The following is a 20,260-nucleotide window of genomic DNA, read 5'->3' as shown; positions in this document are numbered from 1 at the left end:
ATATTGGAGCCTTACGATTTAGGGGCCATGGCGCGCGCGGCACCAATAAGCACAAGGGTCAAGACAAGCGCGATGGCGACGGAGGGGGCGGTCTCAAACGGACCCCACTCGATCTCATCGAAATAGTCGGCACGGGTCACTTGGCGGAAGGTCGTTCCCTCTTCGGAGGTGAAATAGATAAACCACCAGCTTGCGTAGTAGACGACCAAATTCACCAAGAACATGATCGACGGAAACGCATAGAACAACTTTTTCCACAGAACCGGCTCACACAAGGTGGCAAGGCGGCGGGTATAGGTGAACCACGCAGCAGCGCCCACAAAGATGAAGCTGACGTTCATGAAACACTTCAGCAGCCACAGGTTATGCAAACCGTTGGGGCTAGAGGACCCTTCCATGGCGGCAACACTGGCGATGGCGTAATGGATCGTCAGGTCCCAGCACAGGATCACAAACGGCAAAAACAGCCAAACCAAGCCAAAGCAGTCAATCTTGGCCTGCTTTTCGGGGGCGTAATTGTCGTAGAAAATATCCACGCGCACGTGGCCATTGGTTGTCACGGCGTAACCGATGGCGATCAGAACAGCGGCACCATACAGCCACCACTGCATGTCATCCAACCACGCTTGGTTAAAACCAGACTGCCGCAGGATAACCTGCGCCACAATGGCGACCATCAGGATCGGGAACAGCCACGCGAAAACGTTTGAAATCTGAATGATGGCGCGATCACCGGCATTGTGCGCGGCACGACCAACCTCACCGGGGTCGGAAATGGCCACGACGGGCTCTTGGTTCTCCATCTGTCTGCTCCGTGTTGCATGCCTCTTTTTTCAAGCGGGCATGGCAGGGGGTCTGATAAAAAAGGCCGGGCGGTCCGCTATTTCAGGATCGCCCGGCCCAAGGTCTTTGGCCTTAAGCCCGCGTTACCACGCGCTTAAAGGACCACGCACTTAGTTGCGTGGGCGCGGCAGGTAGATCGAGTTGCCCCAGGTTTTGTAGCCTGCGCGGTACTCTTGCAGATCGTCCCACACTTCTTTGAAGTATGCATCTTCGGACGCCAGCTCTGCAGCCACTTCGTTCCATGTGGCCTCGAATGTTTCGAGGATCTCGGGCGACCACTGTTTGATGGTCACGCCTTGGTTCTCAACGTTGTCGACCATGGCGGGGAAGTTTGTGGCTTCACCTTCTGCGTAGTTGGTCGTCAGGTTTGCCAAGCAAGCCATTTCGATCTGGTTTTGCGACATCTCATCGAGGTCTTCCCAACGATCGCGGTTGATCATCAGCTCATAGATGGTCGCGGGCTGGTGCCAACCGGGGAAGTAGTTGAACTTCGCGATGTTGTAGAAGCCCAGACGCGCGTCGATGACGGGCATGGAGAATTCGGTCGCATCGATCGCGCCACGCTCCAGCGCGGGGAAGATGTCACCACCAGCCAGCAGCGATGTGGAAACGCCAAGACGCTGCATGACTTCAGCACCGAGGCCGAAGAAGCGCATGTTCAGGCCTTCGAGGTCGGAGATCGAGTTGATCTCGTTCTTGAACCAGCCGGATGTCTCGGGTGCGGTCACACCACAGGGCAGAACGTGGACGTTAAAGCCAGCTTCGACGTACATGCGCTGGAACAGCTCCAGACCGTCGTCGTACAGCATCCAGCCAAGGAATTCGCCAGCTTCTGGGCCGAAAGGCACAGCGGAGAACAGCGATGCTGCGGGGATTTTACCCTGCCAGTAACCAGCAGTGGTGTAGGCCGCGTCTACGGAACCGGACGATACAGCGTCGAGAGCTTCGAGAGCGGGGACCAGCTCACCGGGATCGAAGTGCTCAAATTCCACTTCGGTGGAGATCGAGTTGATCTTGGCGACAAAGTCGGTGGCGCCGGTGCCGAGGATTGGCAGGTTCTTACCGAACGCTGTGGTCATCTCGAACACTTCTTGGGACTGTGCTGCGGTGCCGGTGACGGCAAGCGCGGTCACAGTGCCCAGCGCGATTGATTTCAGTTTCATGTTGAGTTCCTCCCGTGGAACATAGGTTTTGGTGAAGTTTCCTTACCGATTTGGCAAGGCGTTTACTAGGGACCGATCGCACCTAACGCATATGTCTTACGACAGTGGAATGCGCCTTTAGCGGGCCATCGTGCAGGATAATGTCTCCCCATTGCTCAGTATCAATGCAAAAATTGCGCTGATACCCCGTCCCCATGGCACTTTTAGACCGACAGACTTATCGGGTCAATTGCAGCACCCCGATAATGTTTTCGCTAACGGCATGGTTTACGCCCCCAACAGCCGCCACACCCTACGGGTTACTGGGTATGCAATCAGGGACAACCGGCTATGCACTAGGCGATAGGGTCGAATCGATCACACGTTTACGAATCGGTAATAGAGTTTAACCAATCCGCATCCGCCGCGACCGGACCCGCATCCAACCGCCAGATGTCCGCGCCCATCCGCCAGCGGGGAAAAACCTGCCGCACAAGCGGGTCATGACCCGGCACAATCAGCCCCGGCGCCGACACCAGCGACTTGAGCGTCTCGAACCCCGCCAACATGTCATCCACATCCACGACCAGCGGGAATACCTTGCCGCGGAAAACGTTCTCATAATAGTGCGCCGCATCCGACGCGAGACACAGCCACCCCGCCTGCGTGCGCACCTGCACCGCCTGCAATCCCTTCGAATGCCCCCCGATACAGTGCAACCGGACGCCATCGGCGATCTCGGCACTGCCGTCATGAAACTGCACCTGCCCCGCGAACAGCCGTTTGACCGCCTCACACACGTGATCGGCAGTGAACGGCATCCGCAGCGCGTCGTGGCACATGCAGGGGCCGGTCGCAAAAGCCATCTCAGCCGCCTGAAGATGCAGCTTCGCGTTGGGAAACAGGTGCAATCCCCCGGCGTGGTCGTAATGCAGGTGTGTGACGATCACCTCCGTCACATCCTCTGCCGCAATACCCAAGGGCCTAAGCGCCGTACGGGGGTCGATCTGGATGGGCCGGTCCCGGCGCGTGGCCTCGGGGTCGTCATATCCGGTATCGACCAAGATCACCCGCGCGCCCTGCCGCAGCACCCAGATATAATAGTCCATCTCATGCGGGGTATCGTGGGCGTCATCGAACAAAAAGCTGTCAGCACGGGTCCGGGCGTTCCGCTCCGCGTATTTGACGGCCAGGACCTCCCACGTGCCGCTTTCGCCCGTCGTCATGCCTCCGCCCCGCCTTGACGGACATTCACATAGGTCTGCACTGTCTTTTGCCGCACCATGTCCTCAATCGCTGCCGTGAACACATGGTAATGCGGCGACGCGCGGTGGGCATCAAAGCTGGCCGCATCGGAATACAGCTCATACAGCATCACCTCATTCGGGCGGCCCGGATCCGTACACACGTCAAACTGGTGGCACCCGGGTTCCAACAGCTCCGATGTCTCGGCGTTATGGCACACCAAGTCGGTGAAGGCCGCGACGGCCTCTGGTTTGATTTCGAACGTAACGACGACAGCGAACATATGTGTCTCTTTCCGGGTCTGGATTAATGTATACATTAATGTATACATTGTCGGTTCAATCAATGCCTAATCTGGCACAGCACGTGAGGCCCCATGAAATCCAATTTTGAGATCGCCGTTTTTGAAGGTGACGGCATTGGCCCCGAGATCATGGCCCCCACTGTGCGCCTGCTTGAGGGCCTCGCGCAAGCGGGCGGCTACGGCCTCCGGTTTGTGCCCTGCCCCGCCGGTGCCGCTCACTACGCGCGCACCGGGGATAGCCTACCCGCCGCCTCGCTTGAGGCCGCTGGTGCCGCCGACGCGATCCTGCTGTCCGCGATGGGTCTGCCCGATGTGCGCTATCCCGACGGGACCGAGATTTCGCCCCAGATTGACCTACGCAAACGGTTTGACCTGTTTGCAGGCGTACGGCCCGTGCGCATCACGCCGGGCACGCCCACGCCCCTGCGGCTTGAGGGCGGGCAAACCGTTGATTTCGTCCTGATCCGCGAAAGCACCGAAGGCCTGTTCCACACCCAAGGCACCGGCCACGTCACGCAGGATTACGCCGAAGAAACCCTGCGCATCACCCGCGCGACCTCGGAAAAACTGATGCGCTTTGCCGCCCGGCTGGCCACAACGCGCAAGGCCGCAGGCCACGCGGGCCATGTCACATGCGTTGATAAAGCCAACGTTTTCCGCGCCTTCGCCTTCTTCCGTGAGATTTTCGATGCGGAAATGGCCCAGCACCCGGATCTGGGCGCAGACCACGCATATGTGGATGCGACCGCATTGTGGATGGTGGACCGGCCTTGGATTTTCGACGTTATGGTGACGGAAAACATGTTCGGCGACATCCTGTCGGACTTGGGCGCGGGCCTGATGGGGGGGCTTGGCCTTGCGCCGTCCGCGGACATCGGTGAACAGCACGCGGTGTTCCAACCCTGCCACGGCTCCGCCCCCGATATCGCGGGCCGAGGGGTTGCAAACCCCTTTGCGATGATCCTGTCAGCGGCGATGATGCTGGATTGGCTGGCCGATACCCACGACGCGCCCGCCCTGCGCGCGGATGGTGCCCGCCTGCGCGCCGCCGTGGATGCAGTGGTGGCCGAGGGCCGCAATGTCACCCGCGATTTGGGCGGCACCTGCGGGACCGAGGCCGCCGCAGACGCCGTCGCCGCAGCACTATGACCCTGCGCGTTGCATGTCTGGGTGCGGGGTATTTCGCCCAACACCACCACGCGGCATGGGCCAGCATGGAGGGCTGCACACTGGTCGGCGTCGCCGATCAGGACCCTGCCCGTGCACAAGCCGCGGCCAACACCCACGGCGCGCAGGGTTTTGCCGATCTGGCCACTATGATCGCGGCCACAAGCCCCGATATCATCGACATAATTACCCCCCCGCCCAGCCACCATACAGCGGTCACACAGGCGCTGGCCGCACGCCCCCGTGCGGTGATCTGCCAAAAACCCTTTGCCACCTCGTTGGAGGAGGCCAGAGCCCTTGCGGAAGCTGCGCAAACCGCCGGTGTTCCGTTGATTATCCATGAAAACTTTCGGTTTCAGCCGTGGTTTCGCACGGTTAAAGCCGCGATAGATGCAGGGCAATTGGGCGAGGTTTTGAACCTGACGTTTCGGCTGCGTACAGGCGATGGCCAAGGCCCAGACGCTTATATGGACCGCCAACCCTATTTTCAGACGATGCCCCGGCTTTTGATCCATGAAACCGGCGTGCATTATCTGGACACGTTCCGCTATCTGATGGGGCCTGCGCAAAGCGTTTATGCCGATCTGCGCCGCCTCAACCCCTCGATCGCGGGCGAAGATGCGGGCCATGTTGTCCTTGGCTGGCAGGGCGGCGCGCGCGCGGTACTAGACGGCAACCGCTTGCTTGATTTTGACACCGACAGCCCGCGCCGCACCTTTGGCGAGGCCTTGATCGAGGGCACACAAGCCAGCCTGCACCTGACGGGCGACGGCGCGGTGCATCTGCGCCGCTTTGGCACCCGTGGCGCGCAGGCGGAGTGCCTGTTAGAGGGGCGCGACTGGCCCGGATTTGCGGGAGATTGCGTGCGTGCATTGCAACTGCACGTCCGCGATGCCTTGACGACCGGCACGACGCTGGAAAACACCGCCCAAGACTACCTTGAGGTGCTGCGGATGGAAGCGGCGTGCTATGCCTCTGATGCCGAAGGGCGGAAAGTGACGCTATGACCGAGACCTTGACCGATTTGGCCGAAACCACCCTGCGCGAGCAGATCTTTTCGGGCCGGATGCTGCCGGGTACGCGTTTTACCGAAGCCGAGTTGGCCGCTCACCTTGGCCTATCACGCACCCCCGTCCGAGAGGCCGCGATGCGGTTGCAAACAGCCGGATTGGTCACGGTCCGCCCCCGCCACGGCATCACCATCGCGAGCATATCTGTTGAGGACATGGCTCATATCTATGAGGTCCTCACGGCACTGGAAATCGTGGCTGTGGGCCGGGTCGCTGCCCGACACCCCCATGCGTTTGGTGAATTGGCGCAATTGCAGCGCGCCGTTGGCAATATGCGCTACGCGCTCAGCGTGCGGGACATGGGCACGTGGGCCAGCGCGGATGAGGATTTTCACCGCGCCTTGGTCGAATTATCGGGCAACCCTGAGTTGGTCACGATCTTTGATCGCTATACCGACCGGGTGCGTCGCGCGCGCTTGGCCACGATGCATCATCGGCCCTTACCGACGGCCTCACTTGACTGTCATGCGGCGGTTCTAGCGGCCATTGAAGCGGGCGATGCGGCCACTGCGCAACAGTTGCACGGCACGCATTTGAACGCCGCCCGCACCCTGCTGACGGAACTGATCCGCGACCACGGCACATCGCGGGTATAGGCGCAAACGCGCCTGCCACCGCTGGTGTTATGCTTTGCTTAGCGTTTGGCGTGTAGACCCGTAGCCTATTGAAACGGCACACAGGCGTATCATGACAATCGACCACGTTGTCGAGTTTATCATCGAGGCCATGCATGAGGACTTGGCGGGGCGCGGCACCCTTGGGGTGCGGCTTGTGCAGAATTTCCCTGCCCTGCCCGCATCACAGCTAAGTGCCGCGTTCAGTGCCGCCGCAGACGCCATAGAGGAAATGTTTGAGCACGAAGGCCACCCGACGGATCAAGCCAACCGCGCCCGCGCCCTTGCCGCCGAAGTGGCACGGGACGCCGCGCGCCTTGGCACCGACGCCCCCGATGTGGCCGCATTGGGCCAGTTATGGGCCGCCGGTGAGGGCGCGTTTCCCGCAGCGCGGGATTAGGCCACAGCGTCAGCGGCTGCGCGGATTGCGCGGATGTTATCGCCGTAAGGTGCGGGGTTGGCGACCGACCCGCCCTTAAACACCGCAGAACCCGCGACCAGCACATCGGCCCCTGCCGCCGTCATCAACGGGGCCGTTTCGGGGGTGATGCCGCCGTCGATCTCGATATGGATCGGGCGATCGCCGATCATGGCGCGCAACTGGCGGGTTTTCTCAATCTGTGAGTGGATGAATTTTTGCCCACCAAAGCCGGGGTTTACCGTCATCACACAGACCAGATCGACCATGTCCAACAAGTATTCGACCGCGCTTGCGGGGGTGGCGGGGTTCAGGGCGATGCCCGCTTTGACGCCCGCGCCGCGGATCGCTTGCAGCGTGCGGTGAATGTGGGGGCCTGCCTCAACGTGGGCGGTCAGGATGTCGGCGCCCGCCTCGGCAAAGGCTTCGATGTAGGGATCTACGGGCGCAATCATCAGGTGCACGTCCATCACCGTTTTGATGTGCGGGCGGATCGCAGCACAGGTGGCGGGGCCAAAGGTGATGTTGGGCACAAAGTGGCCGTCCATGACATCAACGTGGATCCAATCGGCGCCCTGCGCCTCAACGGCGGCGCATTCCGCACCGAAATTAGCGAAATCAGCCGCAAGGATCGATGGCGCGATTTTGGTCGTGCGGTCGAAGGGGATGATCGGTTTGGGCGTGGCAGAGGGGGTGGTCATGGCGAAGGCTCCTGAGGGGGTGCTCGGGTCGGTTGCGCCCCCTCTAGACCGAGGGGTGGGCGCAGTGCAAGTGATGTGGCCGGTTCGGGAGCACGCACAACCATAGGCCCCACGTCACAGGTTGCATGTCCTCCGGACCCATGCGACGCTTTTGGCCGGTTCATTTCATCGTCAAAGGCCCGCCATGCAGACGCAAACACACGCGCCCGCCCCCACCGGCACCGCCCCACAGCTGCCGCAGGTTACCTTGCCGCGCAATCCCGGCATGCCGCTGGACCTTGATTGGGTCGCGCGTGCGCAGGCCAACACTTCTGCGATTGAACGCCGCTGCGCCACGCTGCCCGGGCGTCGGTCCGTCAAAAAGGCCTATCAAGCCGCGTGGCTGGCCAAGGCGATCACGTTGATCGACCTAACCACGCTGTCGGGCGATGATACGCCGAGCCGGGTGCGGCGGCTGTGTGCCAAGGGCCGTCAGCCCTTGCGCGCCGATCTGAACACGGCCCTCGGCCTGCCGCCCCTGACCACCGGCGCGATCTGCGTGTATCATGAGATGGTGGCGACAGCCGTCGATGCGTTGCAGGGCACCGGCATTCCGGTGGCGGCCGTTTCCACGGGCTTTCCGGCGGGCTTGTCACCATTTCACACGCGCATTGCGGAAATTGAGGCCAGCGTCGCGGCCGGTGCCGCCGAGATAGACATCGTGATCTCTCGGCGTCATGTGCTGACCGGCGATTGGCAGGCCCTTTATGATGAGATGTGCGCCTATCGCGCGGCCTGTGGCGATGCCCACGTCAAAGCGATCCTTGCGACGGGCGAATTGGGCAGCCTGCGCAACGTGGCGCGGGCGTCGTTGGTGTGCATGATGGCGGGTGCGGATTTCATCAAAACCTCCACCGGGAAGGAGCCCGTGAACGCGACCCTGCCCGTCACGCTGGTGATGCTGCGCGCGATCCGGGACTATGCGGATCGCACCGGGCACAAGGTCGGCTACAAACCCGCAGGCGGGATTTCCAAGGCGAAGGACGCCTTGGTCTATATGGCCATGATCCGCGATGAATTGGGGCCGCGCTGGGTGCAACCGGACCTGTTCCGGTTCGGCGCCTCGTCGCTTTTGAATGACATTGAGCGGCAGCTAGAGCACCACGTCACCGGGCGTTATTCCGCCAGCCACCGCCACCCGATGGGCTAATTTTGGATGAAGACCATGACAGACGTCGCTGATATCTTTGCAACTTTGGAATACGGCCCCGCCCCTGAGGCGGACGGAGAGGTGCGCGCGTGGCTGGCTGCCAAGGCCCCCTTTGGTCATGTCATTGACGGAGCGCAGGTGATGGGCGACGGGTTCAAAACCCACAACCCCGCCACCGGCGAGGTCCTTGCCGAGGTCAGCCAAGGCACGGCTGCGGACGTGGATGCAGCCGTCAAAGCGGCCCGCCGCGCTCAGCCCGAATGGGCCGCCCTATCCGGGCATCAGCGCGCGCGGCATCTGTATGCGCTGGCTCGGCAGGTGCAAAAACACGCCCGCGCGCTTTCGGTGCTTGAAACGCTCGATACCGGCAAACCCATCCGCGAAAGCCGCGATATCGACCTTCCGCTTGTGGCGCGGCATTTTTACTATCACGCAGGGATGGCCCAGCTGATGGCCGAAAACCTGCCCGGACGTGAGGCGATCGGCGTCTGCGGCCAGATCATTCCGTGGAACTTTCCGCTGTTGATGCTGGCGTGGAAGGTCGCGCCAGCTTTGGCTATGGGCAACACGGTTGTCCTCAAACCCGCAGAGCAGACCCCCCTGACCGCGCTGATGTTTGCAGAGTTGGCGCAAGCTGCCGGGCTGCCCAAGGGCGTTTTGAACATAGTCACCGGCGATGGGACAACGGGAGCCGCGCTTGTCGCACACCCGGATGTAGACAAAATCGCATTTACCGGATCGACCACCGTGGGCCGCGCCATCCGAGAGGCCACCGCAGGCACCGGCAAGGCCCTGACGTTAGAGTTGGGCGGCAAGTCCCCCTACATTGTGTTCGACGACGCGGACATCGACTCGGCCGTCGAGGGCTTGGTCGATGCGATCTGGTTTAACGGTGGGCAAGTGTGCTGTGCGGGCGCGCGCCTGTTGGTGCATGAAGCGATTGCGGACAGGTTCCATGACAAGCTGAAGGCCCGCATGGACGGGTTGCGCGTGGGCGATCCGTTGGACAAGTGCATTGATGTCGGATCCTTGATCGCGGCGTCAGATTGCGCGCGGGTTGCGGGTTTGGTCGAACAGACCGAAGGCGAGGTCTATCAGGCCGGCCCCGTGCCGCAAACCGGAGCCTTTTATCCGCCCACCCTGATCACGGGGCTGCATTCATCCGACCCCTTGATGCAGGAGGAAATCTTTGGCCCTGTGTTGGTGTCCACCACGTTCCGTACCCCGGTTGAAGCGGTACAATTGGCCAACAACACGCGCTACGGGTTGGCCGCGTCGCTCTGGACCGAGAACGTGAACCTCGCGCTGGATTTGGCACCCAAGCTGGAGGCGGGCATCATTTGGGTGAATGCCACCAACCTGATGGACGCCGCCGCGGGCTTTGGAGGCACAAAGGAAAGCGGTTTTGGCCGGGAGGGCGGCTGGGCCGGCTTGCGCGCGTATACTAAGCCCGTGGGGGATGCGAAAAAGCTGCCCGCGCTGCACATCCCTACTGGTGAGATGGCTGCGGCAGGCCCCCTCGACCGGACGCCAAAGTTGTATATCGGCGGCAAACAGGCACGGCCTGACGGCGGCTATGTGCGCGGCGTGTTTGGCCCCAAGGGCGCCTGTCTGGGCGAAGTGGCCGAGGCCAACCGCAAAGACATCCGCAACGCCGTAGAAGCCGCCGCAAAGGCCAGCGGCTGGAGCAAAACGAGCGGCCATCTGCGGGCGCAAATCTTGTATTATATGGCCGAAAACCTGTCGGCCCGAGCCGATGAATTTGCCGCCCAGTTGCACGCACAAACTGGCCAAGACGGCACGGCAGAGGTCGAGGCGGCCCTTGACCGGTTGTTCACCTGCGCCGCGTGGGCCGACAAGTATGAGGGCCGCGCGGCCGGTGTGCCGATCCGTGGGATCGCCTTGGGCATGCCCAGCCCGGTCGGTGTGATCGGGGCCTTTGCCGCCGAACAAACCCCTCTGTTGGCGATGGTTTCCGTGGTCGGGGCCGCAATGGCTATGGGCAACCGTCTGGTGCTGGCGGCGCCCGAAACCGCGCCCCTGACGGCGACGGATTTCTACCAAGTGCTCGACACATCCGATGTGCCCGGCGGCGTGGTCAACATCCTAACCGGGTCGCACGCGGAACTGGCCCCGCACTTGGCTGGCCACATGGAGGTGGATGCGTGCTGGTCCTTCTCAAGCGCGGATATTTCGGGCGTGATTGAGTGTGAGGCGGCAGGCAACCTTAAGCGGACATGGGTCAACTACGGACAGGCCCATGACTTTGCCGCCCCTCAAATGGACCGCTTCCTAGAGGCTGCCACAGAGGTCAAAACCATCTGGGTGCCCTACGGCGAATAAGGAAAAATACCATGCGCGCGATGACTTATGACCGGTTTGGCCCGGCATCCGATGTTTTGATCTTGGCCGATGTGCCCACCCCGGATCCCGCCCCCGGCGAGGTGTTGGTGCGGTTGCATACCTCAGGCGTGAACCCGTCGGACGTCAAGGCGCGTGCGGGCGGACGGCCCGGTGTGACCAAGCCGCCCTTTCCCACCATCATCCCCCATTCCGACGGCGCGGGCGTGATTGAGGCTGTGGGCGAAGGCGTGGACACCGCGCGCGTCGGTCAGCGTGTCTGGGTCTGGAACGGTCAGTGGCAACGCGCATTTGGTACCGCCGCCGACTACATCGCCCTGCCCGCCGCCCAAGCCGTCCCCTTGGCCGACGCCATCAGTTTTGAGCAGGGCGCCACACTGGGCATTCCTGCGATGACGGCGGCGCATGTGGTGCTGGGCAACGGCCCTGTTGCGGGTAAAACGCTGCTGATTTCGGGCGGCGCGGGCACGGTCGGACATTTGGCGGTGCAAATTGCGGTGCAATCGGGCGCGCGGGTAATCGCGACGGCCCGCGGCGCGGGCATGGATGCCGCGCGCGCCGCCGGGGCCGATACGGTGCTGGATTATACCGCGCCTGATCTGGCCGAGCAGATCATCGCCGCGAATGACGGCGCACCGGTTGAGCAGATCGTTGAGGTTGAATTCGGCAAAAATCTCGCGAGGAACACCGCCGTCATCGCAGAGAACGGGCGGATCGTAGCCTATGGCTCAGCCCAAGAGATGACACCGACCCTGCCCTTTTATCCGTTGATGTTCAAAGCCGTGACCTTGGAATTGGCGTTGATCTACTTGCTGACGTCAACCCAACGCGCCCAAGCCATCGGCCATGTGAACACCCTGCTTGAGGCCGGCACGCTGACCCCGCGCATTGCCGAGGTCCTGCCCCTTGAGGCCTGTGCTGAGGCCCACGACGCCGTGGCGAACGGAAACCGTGCGGGATCCGTATTGCTGCGCATGTGAGCCGTGGATGGACCGTCGTTTTGCGCGGTAACACGCGCGTTTTGGCCCGCGCGCCCGCCGAGCCGGGACTGCGCGGGGACTGACCACATGTCGCGGTTCTGCGAGAGCGGCTTGCGGCACATAAGGCGCATCGCATAAACTCCCGTTAACCAATCGGGAGACACCTCATGACCCAGACCCTCAAGATGTCCGTGGCAGCATTTGCATTGATGGCATCCGGCGCGTGGGCCGCGCAGGACAGCATCATCATAGGGATGCAGTTGGAGCCGCCGAACCTTGACCCGACGGGCGGCGCGGCGGCGGCCATTGATGAGGTGACCTACGCCAACCTGTTTGAGGGGCTGACGCGGTTCGCCTCAGATGGGGCGGTTGTGCCCGGACTGGCCCAAAGCTGGAGCGTGTCAGAGGACGGGCTAACATGGACCTTTGACCTGCGTCCCGGAGTCGTGTTCCACGACGGCACCGCGATGGACAGTGCGGATGTTGTGTTCTCGCTCAACCGGGCGCGGGCCGAGGACAGCACCAACGCGCAAAAGGCGCTGTTTGCGGGGATCGCAGACGTGAGTGCGCCGGATGGGAGCACGGTCGTCATTACGCTGGACGCGCCCAATGGCAATTTTGCGTTCAACATGGCGTGGGGGGATGCGGTGATCGTGGCCCCCGAGAGCGTGGCCACCAACGCGACGCAGCCTGTGGGCACCGGGCCGTTCCGATTTGTGGAGTGGGCCAAGGGCGACAGCGTCACGTTGGAACGATTTGACGGCTATTGGGGCGCGGCCCCGGCACTGACGCGTGCGACGTTCAAGTTTATCTCAGACCCGAATGCGGCGTTTGCGGCGATGATGGCGGGCGACGTAAATGCGTTCCCGGTGTTTCCTGCGCCCGAAACGTTGGCGAATTTTGATGCCGATCCGCGGTTCTCGGTCATCGTTGGCTCGACCGAGGGGGAGACGATCCTCGCGATGAACAACGCCAATTTGAAAGATGTGCGGGTGCGTAAAGCGATCAGTCACGCGATTGATCGCCAAGCGATTATCGACGGTGCGATGTTTGGATATGGCACGCCCATCGGCACGCATTTTGCGCCGCATAACCCAGATTACGTGGACCTGACGGGCGGTTCGGCCCATGATCCGGACATGGCGCGCGCGCTGTTGGCAGAGGCCGGGGCCACGGACCTGCGCCTGCGTATGGCGCTGCCGCCCCCATCCTACGCGCGGCGCGGGGGTGAGATCATCGCGAGCCAATTGCGCGCCGTCGGGATTGCGACTGACATCACCAATATGGAATGGGCTCAGTGGTTGGAGCAGGTGTTTCGCGGCAAGGATTTTGACCTGACAATCGTGAGCCATACAGAACCTGCCGACATAAATATCTATGCCCGTCCGGATTATTACTTTCAGTACGATAACGCCGGTTTTCAGCAGTTGATGGAGACGCTTGGCATCACTTCGGCTCCGGACGCGCGCACAGCATTGTTGCAGGACGCGCAAAAAATGATCGCGGCGGACTACGTGAATGGCTACCTGTTCCAGCTGGCAAAAACCGGTGTGGCGGATAGCCGGATCGAAGGGCTTTGGCAGAATGCGCCCACCCAAGCCAATGACCTGACAGGGGTGAGCTGGCGCGCGGGTCCGTGAGGCGAGACTGCGCCTCCGGCGGGGATATTTGTGAACCAAAGACCTTGGGCGGTGCGCGTTGTGGGCCAGCGGTGAGAGTGCTGCGATGATCCGGGCATCGGGGCGGCGGGCCCTGTCTTTGTTGCTGGCATTGATTGCAGCGAGCGTTGTGATTTTTGTGATGTTGCAGGCGGTGCCGGGGGATCCGGCGGCGTTCATGTTGGGCATGAATGCAAGTGAGGACGCGGTCGCGGCGTTGCGCGCAGAGTTAGGGTTAGAGGGGCCGTTGGCTGTGCGCTATTTGGCGTGGATCAGTGGCATGTTGGGGGGCGATTTTGGAACCTCCTATACCTACCGCGTGCCTGTGGCGGAGTTGGTATCTGAGCGGATAGTGGTGTCAGCCCCGCTGGCGGTGATGGCCTTGGTGTTGTCGACTGTGATCGCGATCCCTGTGGGGTTGATCGCGGCAGCGCGGCGTGGGGGTGCCGCGGATTGGGGGATCATGGGGGGTACGCAGTTGGGCATTGCCGTGCCCAATTTCTGGTTCGCGATGATATTGGTGTTGGTGTTTGCAGTGAAGTTGCGCTGGGTTTCAGCCGGAGGATTTCCGGGATGGGACGCGGGGCTTTGGCCTGGGGTGCGTGCCCTATTATTGCCCGCGATTGCTTTGGCCCTGCCGCAGGCGTCGATCCTTGCGCGGGTGTTGCGATCCGCCTTGTTGGACACGTTGGACCAAGACTACATCCGGACCGCCCGGGCCAAGGGCCTGTCGCGCCGTGCCACCGTTGTGCGCCATGCGTTGCGCAATGCGATGATCCCGGTATTGACCATTTTGGGCCTGCAGTTTTCATTCCTGTTGGCGGGGGCGATCATCATTGAAAACGTGTTCTTTTTGCCCGGTTTGGGGCGGTTGATTTTTCAGGGGATCACCCAGCGCGACCTGATCGTTGTGCAATCGGTGACCATGCTGTTGGTGTTTGCGGTCATCTTGGTGACCTTTCTTGTGGACCTCGCCTATACGTTCGCTGACCCGCGGTTGCGGCGCAGATGAGAGTGTCGTTGGTCATTGGGGCGGTGCTGAGCGCAGTGTTTGTCAGCTTGGCTGCGGTGTCATTGCTGTGGCTGCCGTATGACATCACGGTGCTGGATATCGCGGGTCGGTTGCACCCCCCAAGCGCCAGCCATTGGTTGGGCACGGATCATTTTGGGCGCGACATGGTGGCGATGTTGATGGCCGGGGCGCGGACCTCAATCGCGGTGGCCTTGGTTGCGGTGGGCATCGGGATTGTATTTGGCGTGCCCCTTGGATTGGCGGCGGCTGCCTATCGCGGGACATGGCTGGATGAGGCAATCATGCGCGGCAACGACCTGGTGTTTGCCTTTCCGTCGTTGGTCATCGCCATCTTGATCACGGCTGTGTTTAGCGCATCAGCGGTGAACGCAATCTTGGCGATTGGCATCTTTAACATCCCCGTCTTTGCGCGTGTCGCCCGGGGCGGCGCGCTGCCGTTGTGGACGTTGGATTATATCCTTGCCGCGCGGGTTGCCGGCAAAGGGCGGGCGCGGATCAGCGCGGAACACATCCTGCCCAACATCGCCAACCTACTGATCGTGCAGGGAACGATACAGTTTTCGTTGGGTATTTTGGCCGAAGCCGCGCTGTCCTATGTGGGGTTGGGCGCGCAGCCGCCGACGGCGAGTTGGGGGCGGATGCTCGCGGATGCGCAGACCATGATTTATACCGAGCCGCAGTTGGCCATTCTGCCCGGCATGGCGATTGTGCTGATGGTTTTGGGGCTGAATTTGATGGGCGACGGGTTGCGCGATGCGCTTGACCCGCGGCTGCGGAAGGCGGGGATGTGAGCGCGTTGGCCCCCTGCTCCTCATTGCTGACGATTGATGGATTGAGCGTTGCGATCCAGGGCACGGACCTGTTGCGGGAGGTGTCGTTTGATATCGCGCCGGGCGAGGTCATGGGGTTGGTGGGCGAAAGCGGGTCGGGCAAGTCATTGACGGCCCTTGCAATCATGGGGCTGCTTCCGGATGGCAGCAACATGCGCGGTGCCGTTCGGCTAGAAGGAGCTGACCTGACCGCCCTGCCCGAGCGCGCGCTCTGCGAGATGCGAGGCCGAGACATTGGGATGATTTTCCAAGAGCCGATGACCGCGCTGAACCCGGTGCATACCATCGGGGCCCAAGTCGCAGAAACCGTCCGCTTGCACCGGCGCGCCAGCCGGGCCGAGGCGCGCGCGATTGCGCGGGATCGATTGGACCGGGTCGGGTTGAGCCATATTGGGTTGGACCGGTACCCGCATGAACTATCGGGAGGGCAGCGGCAGCGCGTATGCATCGCCTTGGCCATTGCGCTACGCCCAAAACTGCTGATCGCGGATGAGCCGACGACGGCGCTGGATGTCACCACGCAGGCGCAAATCCTCGATTTGCTGCGCGACTTGGTGCGGGACGAGGGGATGGCGCTGTTGCTCATCACCCATGATCTGGGCGTTGTCGCGGGTATGGCGGACCGTGTGGCGGTGATGAAATCCGGCCGGATCGTTGAGAGCGATACCACCGAAGCGCTGTTTCGGACGATGCGCCACCCCTACACTCGCGCGCTTTTGGCGGCCTCCCGCCCTGCGGCACGTGTGGCGCCCAGTACTGTTGGTGCCCCTGTGTTGGAGGCCCACGATGTTGCCCGCCATTATGGGGCGACACGGGCCGTTGATGGGGTCAGCTTCACGCTTCACGCAGGCGAGAGCCTTGGGTTGGTGGGCGAAAGCGGATGTGGAAAATCGACGCTGACGCGCGTTTTGTTGGGGCTAGAGCCTGCGGACGCGGGGCGGGTTTCGTTACTTGGCACACCTGTCGGCCCGGACATGCCGACTGCGGCGCGCGCCGCACAGCAGGTCGTGTTTCAGGACCCATACGGCAGTTTCAATCCCCGCTGGCGCGTGGCTGACTTGGTGGCGGAGCCGTTTCATTTGACGGGACGGCCTACGGATGCGGAGGCGCAAGTGATTGCAGCACTTGAGGCCGTTGGTCTGGCGGCAGGTGATGCGCACAAATACCCCCATGCGTTTTCGGGCGGGCAGCGGCAGCGCATTGCGATTGCGCGCGCGTTGATTACACGGCCCCAAGTTTTGATCCTCGATGAGGCGGTGTCGGCATTAGATGTACGGGTGCGTGCGCAGGTTTTGGATGTGTTGAGCGACCTGCAGAAGCGGCTTGGGCTGAGTTATGTGTTTATCAGTCACGATCTGAGCGTTGTGCGCGCGATTACTGACCGCGTGATGGTGATGCAGGCTGGTCGTATCGTGGAGGAAGGGGCGACCCAGGAGGTCTTTGTCAATCCACAAGCCGCATACACCGCCGCGCTGATCAACGCGGCGCCGGTGATCCCTGAGGCATGGCTTGCTGGGCATGTGGGTGGGTCTTTGGTCTAGAGCATTGTGCGCTTTCGCGCATGAGATGCTTCAGGGGGCTTTGCCCCCGGCCCGTTGGGCCTCCCCCAGAGTATTTCAGGAACAAAGGAAAAAGCGCGCCGGATAGGGGCGCGCTTTTTTGGTGGATCTGGTGAAGGGGATCAGCTCGCGCTGGCTTCTTCTTTTTTCTTTTCGGCGTAGATGAGAAGAGGCGGTTTGGTGCGGCCGACGGCTTCTTCGTTTACGACCACTTCTTCGACGTCATCTTGGCCCGGCAGGTCGAACATCGTGTCGAGCAAGATGTCCTCCATGATGGAGCGCAGACCCCGTGCACCGGTTTTACGCTCAATCGCGCGTTTGGCGATTGCCGTTAGCGCGTCGTCGGTAAAGGTAAGGGACACGTCCTCAAGCTCAAACAAACGTTGGTATTGTTTGACAAGCGCATTTTTGGGCGCTGTGAGAATGGTCACCAAGGCGTCTTCGTCGAGATCCTCAAGCGTAGCGATCACTGGCAAGCGACCTACGAATTCTGGGATCAGGCCGAACTTGAGCAGGTCTTCGGGCTCAAGATCTTTGAAAAAGTCACCAACGCCCTTGTCGCTTTCGTCACGGACGTCTGCGCCGAAGCCCATAGCCGAGCCTTTGCCGCGTTGTGCGATGATCTTGTCGAGGCCCGCGAAGGCGCCGCCACAGATGAACAGGATGTTCGTTGTGTCCACTTGCAGGAATTCCTGCTGCGGATGTTTGCGCCCACCTTGGGGCGGGACGGAGGCGACGGTGCCTTCCATGATCTTCAACAGAGCTTGTTGCACGCCCTCACCCGATACATCCCGCGTGATGGAGGGGTTGTCGGACTTGCGCGTGATCTTGTCGACTTCGTCGATATAGACGATGCCGCGCTGCGCACGCTCCACATTATACTCAGACGCCTGAAGCAGTTTGAGGATGATGTTTTCGACATCTTCACCGACGTAGCCGGCTTCGGTCAGGGTCGTGGCGTCAGCCATCGTGAACGGCACATCAAGGATGCGCGCCAGCGTCTGAGCCAGGAGCGTTTTGCCGCAACCCGTGGGGCCGATCAGCATGATGTTGGATTTGGCCAGCTCAATGTCGGACTTTGAGGCGTGGTTGAGGCGTTTGTAGTGGTTATGCACCGCCACCGAGAGCACGCGTTTCGCATGTGCCTGCCCGATCACGTAGTCATCCAGCACCTTGCAGATGTCCATCGGCGTGGGTACCCCGTCCGAGGATTTCAGGCCCGTCGCCTTTGTTTCCTCACGGATGATGTCCATGCACAACTCGACGCATTCATCACAGATGAACACGGTCGGGCCCGCAATGAGCTTGCGCACCTCATGCTGGCTTTTGCCACAAAAACTACAATATAGGGTGTTTTTGCTGTCGCCGGAATTATTCGCCATTTCGCACCTCATCGGATGTCCCCGTGCCCGTTTTTGAGCATGGAGGGGACCTAATCCGAGCGACACGCGCACCTGTCGCTCGGCTCATCTTTGGATAGCTTATGGCAGCGCGCCGCTATCCACAATGTCAAAAGCCGCGAGAATTCGCCCCGCGGCCAAAGGAATTAGTCAGCGTCCTTGACGGCGCGGCTGGTGACGATCTCATCGATGTGACCCCAGTCCTTTGCCTCTTGGGGCGACATGAAATTATCACGCTCTAGCGCCTGATACACGGTGTCATAATCGTTGCCGGTGTGATCGACGTAGATCTTGTAAAGCTGCTCTTTGATTTTTTGCGTCTCGGCGGCGTGGATCATGATATCCGTGGCCTGACCTTGGTACCCACCGGAAGGTTGGTGCACCATGATCCGCGAGTTTGGCAGCGAGAAGCGCATGCCTTTTTCGCCCGCGACCGACAGGACCGACCCCATCGAGGCCGCTTGGCCGACGACCAATGTGGACACAGCCGGGCGGATGTATTGCATCGTGTCATAGATCGACAGACCCGAGGTCACGACGCCGCCGGGGCTATTAATGTACATCGAGATTTCCTTGGACGGATTTTCCGCCTCAAGGTGCAAAAGCTGGGCCACGACAAGCTGACTCATGCCATCATGTACGGGGCCATTTACGAAGATAATGCGTTCCTTCAGGAGACGCGAAAAAATGTCATATGCGCGTTCGCCACGGCTGGTTTGCTCCACCACCATGGGGACGAGGTTGTTTGTGAAATAATCAACGGGATCATGCATTGGAGTGCCTCGGATATATGCTCGGGCTGCGGGCGGAATGGCCCGGAGTCCCCATTAGCTTAGGTCTGCACATCGGGGGCTGCAAGGCCTCCTCGCTAGTTCCGTCGCACATTCCTGCTGGTCTACTGAAAAGTGGTTACCGCTTTGTTAACAAACCTCTTGTCCACAGGGGCCTCGCGGCTTAACGTTAGCCATGGCTTACGAAAATGCACTGACCGCGCTGGCGGACCCGACCCGCCGCGCAATTCTGGACCAAATGCGCGACCGCCCACAAAGCGTGGCACAAATCGCCGAACCCCTGCCCGTGTCGCGCCCCGCCGTGTCGCAGCACCTAAAGGTGATGCTGGGAGCGGGCCTTGTGACACTGGAAAAGCACGGCACTCGGAGCCTCTACGCCTTGGACCCCACGGGGATCGCGCCGCTGCAAAGCTGGCTGGAAGCGCTGCGCGCCGACGCAACCGCCAGCCTGGTCCAAGCGGACGAGGCCCCAGACGAAGGTGCGACACCCCCGATCACCCAAGCCTATGACGTGCGGCTCACCCCGGCTGAGGCATTTGCATTGTTTACCGACGATATCGCCCTGTGGTGGCCCGTCGCCAAACACTCCCTTTCCGCGGATACGGACGGCAGCCTGCCGATGGCGTTAGTGTTTCACGGCGGCCCCGATGGGCGCATCGAAGAGACCACAATCGCAGGCGAAGTGGGCTGCTGGGCCGACGTGACCGCGTGGGATGCCCCCCAAGGACTGAGCCTGCGGTGGCGGATGGGCCGCCCGGATGCGGAGGCCACCACGGTCAGCCTGCAATTTGAGGCTGCAGGGCGTGGCACCCGGATGCAGCTAACCCATGGCGGTTGGGACACACTGGGAGTTGAGGCCGAAGCTGCGCGGGATGCCTATTCCCACGTGTGGGAGCATGTGTTGGGCACCCGCTTTACGGCCGCCGCCCATGCGGCCCTGTCGAATTTCTAGGCT

19 protein-coding genes are annotated in these 20,260 nt (G+C 61.5%); 12 read left to right on the top strand and 7 right to left on the bottom strand.

Annotation, left to right across the window (positions count from 1 at the left end; all coding sequences use genetic code 11):
- Nucleotides 1-11 precede the first annotated feature (11 nt).
- From PM04_RS17400 to PM04_RS11850, 4 genes are all read right to left on the bottom strand, one after another.
- Nucleotides 12-803 carry a TRAP transporter small permease subunit gene (locus PM04_RS17400; RefSeq protein WP_052068452.1) on the bottom strand — a complete coding sequence of 264 codons (792 nt, stop codon included), beginning with the start codon at nucleotides 801-803 and terminating at the stop codon, nucleotides 12-14.
- A gap of 150 nt (nucleotides 804-953) precedes the next feature.
- On the bottom strand, nucleotides 954-2,006 hold the full coding sequence (locus tag PM04_RS11860) for a TRAP transporter substrate-binding protein (protein ID WP_038007018.1): 1,053 nt from the start codon (nucleotides 2,004-2,006) through the stop codon (nucleotides 954-956).
- Between the two features lie 365 nt (nucleotides 2,007-2,371).
- Nucleotides 2,372-3,211, bottom strand: coding sequence for an N-acyl homoserine lactonase family protein (locus PM04_RS11855; RefSeq protein WP_038007016.1), 840 nt, complete (start codon nucleotides 3,209-3,211; stop codon nucleotides 2,372-2,374).
- The gene (locus PM04_RS11850) at nucleotides 3,208-3,513 is read right to left on the bottom strand and encodes a putative quinol monooxygenase (RefSeq protein ID WP_038007014.1); all 306 of its coding nucleotides are present in this window, start codon (nucleotides 3,511-3,513) and stop codon (nucleotides 3,208-3,210) included. Before PM04_RS11850 ends, PM04_RS11855 begins: the two co-directional genes overlap by 4 nt.
- A 93-nt stretch (nucleotides 3,514-3,606) precedes the next feature.
- Here PM04_RS11850 and PM04_RS11845 point away from each other — a divergent pair, with 93 nt between their 5' ends.
- From PM04_RS11845 to PM04_RS11830, 4 genes are all read left to right on the top strand, one after another.
- Nucleotides 3,607-4,683 carry an isocitrate/isopropylmalate dehydrogenase family protein gene (locus PM04_RS11845; protein WP_038007011.1) on the top strand — a complete coding sequence of 359 codons (1,077 nt, stop codon included), beginning with the start codon at nucleotides 3,607-3,609 and terminating at the stop codon, nucleotides 4,681-4,683.
- Nucleotides 4,680-5,708: a Gfo/Idh/MocA family protein gene (locus PM04_RS11840; RefSeq protein ID WP_038007009.1), complete on the top strand. Its 1,029-nt coding sequence runs from the start codon at nucleotides 4,680-4,682 to the stop codon at nucleotides 5,706-5,708. The genes PM04_RS11845 and PM04_RS11840 overlap by 4 nt, the downstream gene beginning before the upstream one ends.
- On the top strand, nucleotides 5,705-6,367 hold the full coding sequence (locus PM04_RS11835) for a GntR family transcriptional regulator (RefSeq protein ID WP_038007006.1): 663 nt from the start codon (nucleotides 5,705-5,707) through the stop codon (nucleotides 6,365-6,367). The genes PM04_RS11840 and PM04_RS11835 overlap by 4 nt, the downstream gene beginning before the upstream one ends.
- Nucleotides 6,368-6,458: 91 nt before the next feature.
- Nucleotides 6,459-6,785: a hypothetical protein gene (locus PM04_RS11830; protein WP_038007003.1), complete on the top strand. Its 327-nt coding sequence runs from the start codon at nucleotides 6,459-6,461 to the stop codon at nucleotides 6,783-6,785.
- Here the strand turns inward: PM04_RS11830 and rpe are convergent.
- Nucleotides 6,782-7,504 carry a ribulose-phosphate 3-epimerase gene (gene rpe / locus PM04_RS11825; RefSeq protein ID WP_081946077.1) on the bottom strand — a complete coding sequence of 241 codons (723 nt, stop codon included), beginning with the start codon at nucleotides 7,502-7,504 and terminating at the stop codon, nucleotides 6,782-6,784. The two genes, PM04_RS11830 and rpe, sit on opposite strands and share 4 nt — an antisense overlap.
- Nucleotides 7,505-7,688: 184 nt before the next feature.
- Here rpe and deoC point away from each other — a divergent pair, with 184 nt between their 5' ends.
- The 7 genes from deoC to PM04_RS11790 all read left to right on the top strand — a co-directional run bounded on the left by deoC (nucleotide 7,689) and on the right by PM04_RS11790 (nucleotide 17,096).
- Nucleotides 7,689-8,693 carry a deoxyribose-phosphate aldolase gene (gene deoC / locus PM04_RS11820; RefSeq protein ID WP_038007000.1) on the top strand — a complete coding sequence of 335 codons (1,005 nt, stop codon included), beginning with the start codon at nucleotides 7,689-7,691 and terminating at the stop codon, nucleotides 8,691-8,693.
- A gap of 15 nt (nucleotides 8,694-8,708) precedes the next feature.
- Nucleotides 8,709-11,036 (top strand): aldehyde dehydrogenase family protein, encoded by a 2,328-nt coding sequence (locus PM04_RS11815; RefSeq protein WP_038006998.1) that lies wholly within the window; start codon nucleotides 8,709-8,711, stop codon nucleotides 11,034-11,036.
- An 11-nt stretch (nucleotides 11,037-11,047) separates the two neighbouring features.
- Nucleotides 11,048-12,034 (top strand): NADPH:quinone reductase, encoded by a 987-nt coding sequence (locus PM04_RS11810; RefSeq protein WP_038006995.1) that lies wholly within the window; start codon nucleotides 11,048-11,050, stop codon nucleotides 12,032-12,034.
- 167 nt (nucleotides 12,035-12,201) lie between these two features.
- Nucleotides 12,202-13,674 carry an ABC transporter substrate-binding protein gene (locus PM04_RS11805; protein WP_038006993.1) on the top strand — a complete coding sequence of 491 codons (1,473 nt, stop codon included), beginning with the start codon at nucleotides 12,202-12,204 and terminating at the stop codon, nucleotides 13,672-13,674.
- Between the two features lie 85 nt (nucleotides 13,675-13,759).
- Nucleotides 13,760-14,704: an ABC transporter permease gene (locus PM04_RS11800; RefSeq protein ID WP_038006990.1), complete on the top strand. Its 945-nt coding sequence runs from the start codon at nucleotides 13,760-13,762 to the stop codon at nucleotides 14,702-14,704.
- Complete coding sequence (locus PM04_RS11795) at nucleotides 14,701-15,516, top strand: ABC transporter permease (RefSeq protein ID WP_038006987.1); 816 nt, start codon at nucleotides 14,701-14,703, stop codon at nucleotides 15,514-15,516. The genes PM04_RS11800 and PM04_RS11795 overlap by 4 nt, the downstream gene beginning before the upstream one ends.
- Nucleotides 15,513-17,096, top strand: coding sequence for an ABC transporter ATP-binding protein (locus tag PM04_RS11790; protein ID WP_234702869.1), 1,584 nt, complete (start codon nucleotides 15,513-15,515; stop codon nucleotides 17,094-17,096). The genes PM04_RS11795 and PM04_RS11790 overlap by 4 nt, the downstream gene beginning before the upstream one ends.
- Nucleotides 17,097-17,236: 140 nt before the next feature.
- Here the strand turns inward: PM04_RS11790 and clpX are convergent, their stop codons facing one another.
- Together clpX and PM04_RS11780 are read right to left on the bottom strand one after the other, a co-directional pair.
- On the bottom strand, nucleotides 17,237-18,496 hold the full coding sequence (gene clpX, locus PM04_RS11785; protein ID WP_038006985.1) for an ATP-dependent Clp protease ATP-binding subunit ClpX: 1,260 nt from the start codon (nucleotides 18,494-18,496) through the stop codon (nucleotides 17,237-17,239).
- 164 nt (nucleotides 18,497-18,660) lie between these two features.
- A complete protein-coding gene (locus PM04_RS11780; protein WP_038006983.1) occupies nucleotides 18,661-19,287 on the bottom strand; it encodes an ATP-dependent Clp protease proteolytic subunit in 627 nt (208 codons plus the stop codon).
- A 193-nt stretch (nucleotides 19,288-19,480) separates the two neighbouring features.
- Between PM04_RS11780 and PM04_RS17680 the strand changes: the two genes are divergently transcribed.
- Nucleotides 19,481-20,257 carry a metalloregulator ArsR/SmtB family transcription factor gene (locus PM04_RS17680; protein WP_081946076.1) on the top strand — a complete coding sequence of 259 codons (777 nt, stop codon included), beginning with the start codon at nucleotides 19,481-19,483 and terminating at the stop codon, nucleotides 20,255-20,257.
- Nucleotides 20,258-20,260 lie beyond the last annotated feature (3 nt).

Origin of the sequence: Thalassobacter sp. 16PALIMAR09 (genome assembly GCF_000765485.1) — a bacterium.
GTDB classification, from domain to species: Bacteria; Pseudomonadota; Alphaproteobacteria; order Rhodobacterales; family Rhodobacteraceae; genus Thalassobacter; species Thalassobacter stenotrophicus.
This window is presented reverse-complemented; position numbering and strand designations above follow the sequence as displayed.

Coding starts and splice junctions, on each gene's coding strand:
- PM04_RS17400 (WP_052068452.1), bottom strand. CDS start 803: ATGGAGAACCAAGAGCCCGTCGTGGCCATTTCCGACCCCGGTGAGGTT.
- PM04_RS11805 (WP_038006993.1), top strand. CDS start 12,202: ATGACCCAGACCCTCAAGATGTCCGTGGCAGCATTTGCATTGATGGCA.
- PM04_RS11835 (WP_038007006.1), top strand. CDS start 5,705: ATGACCGAGACCTTGACCGATTTGGCCGAAACCACCCTGCGCGAGCAG.
- PM04_RS11855 (WP_038007016.1), bottom strand. CDS start 3,211: ATGACGACGGGCGAAAGCGGCACGTGGGAGGTCCTGGCCGTCAAATAC.
- PM04_RS11845 (WP_038007011.1), top strand. CDS start 3,607: ATGAAATCCAATTTTGAGATCGCCGTTTTTGAAGGTGACGGCATTGGC.
- PM04_RS11830 (WP_038007003.1), top strand. CDS start 6,459: ATGACAATCGACCACGTTGTCGAGTTTATCATCGAGGCCATGCATGAG.
- PM04_RS11860 (WP_038007018.1), bottom strand. CDS start 2,006: ATGAAACTGAAATCAATCGCGCTGGGCACTGTGACCGCGCTTGCCGTC.
- PM04_RS11850 (WP_038007014.1), bottom strand. CDS start 3,513: ATGTTCGCTGTCGTCGTTACGTTCGAAATCAAACCAGAGGCCGTCGCG.
- rpe (WP_081946077.1), bottom strand. CDS start 7,504: ATGACCACCCCCTCTGCCACGCCCAAACCGATCATCCCCTTCGACCGC.
- PM04_RS11810 (WP_038006995.1), top strand. CDS start 11,048: ATGCGCGCGATGACTTATGACCGGTTTGGCCCGGCATCCGATGTTTTG.
- PM04_RS11800 (WP_038006990.1), top strand. CDS start 13,760: ATGATCCGGGCATCGGGGCGGCGGGCCCTGTCTTTGTTGCTGGCATTG.
- PM04_RS17680 (WP_081946076.1), top strand. CDS start 19,481: ATGGCTTACGAAAATGCACTGACCGCGCTGGCGGACCCGACCCGCCGC.
- PM04_RS11795 (WP_038006987.1), top strand. CDS start 14,701: ATGAGAGTGTCGTTGGTCATTGGGGCGGTGCTGAGCGCAGTGTTTGTC.
- PM04_RS11780 (WP_038006983.1), bottom strand. CDS start 19,287: ATGCATGATCCCGTTGATTATTTCACAAACAACCTCGTCCCCATGGTG.
- deoC (WP_038007000.1), top strand. CDS start 7,689: ATGCAGACGCAAACACACGCGCCCGCCCCCACCGGCACCGCCCCACAG.
- PM04_RS11815 (WP_038006998.1), top strand. CDS start 8,709: ATGACAGACGTCGCTGATATCTTTGCAACTTTGGAATACGGCCCCGCC.
- PM04_RS11840 (WP_038007009.1), top strand. CDS start 4,680: ATGACCCTGCGCGTTGCATGTCTGGGTGCGGGGTATTTCGCCCAACAC.
- clpX (WP_038006985.1), bottom strand. CDS start 18,496: ATGGCGAATAATTCCGGCGACAGCAAAAACACCCTATATTGTAGTTTT.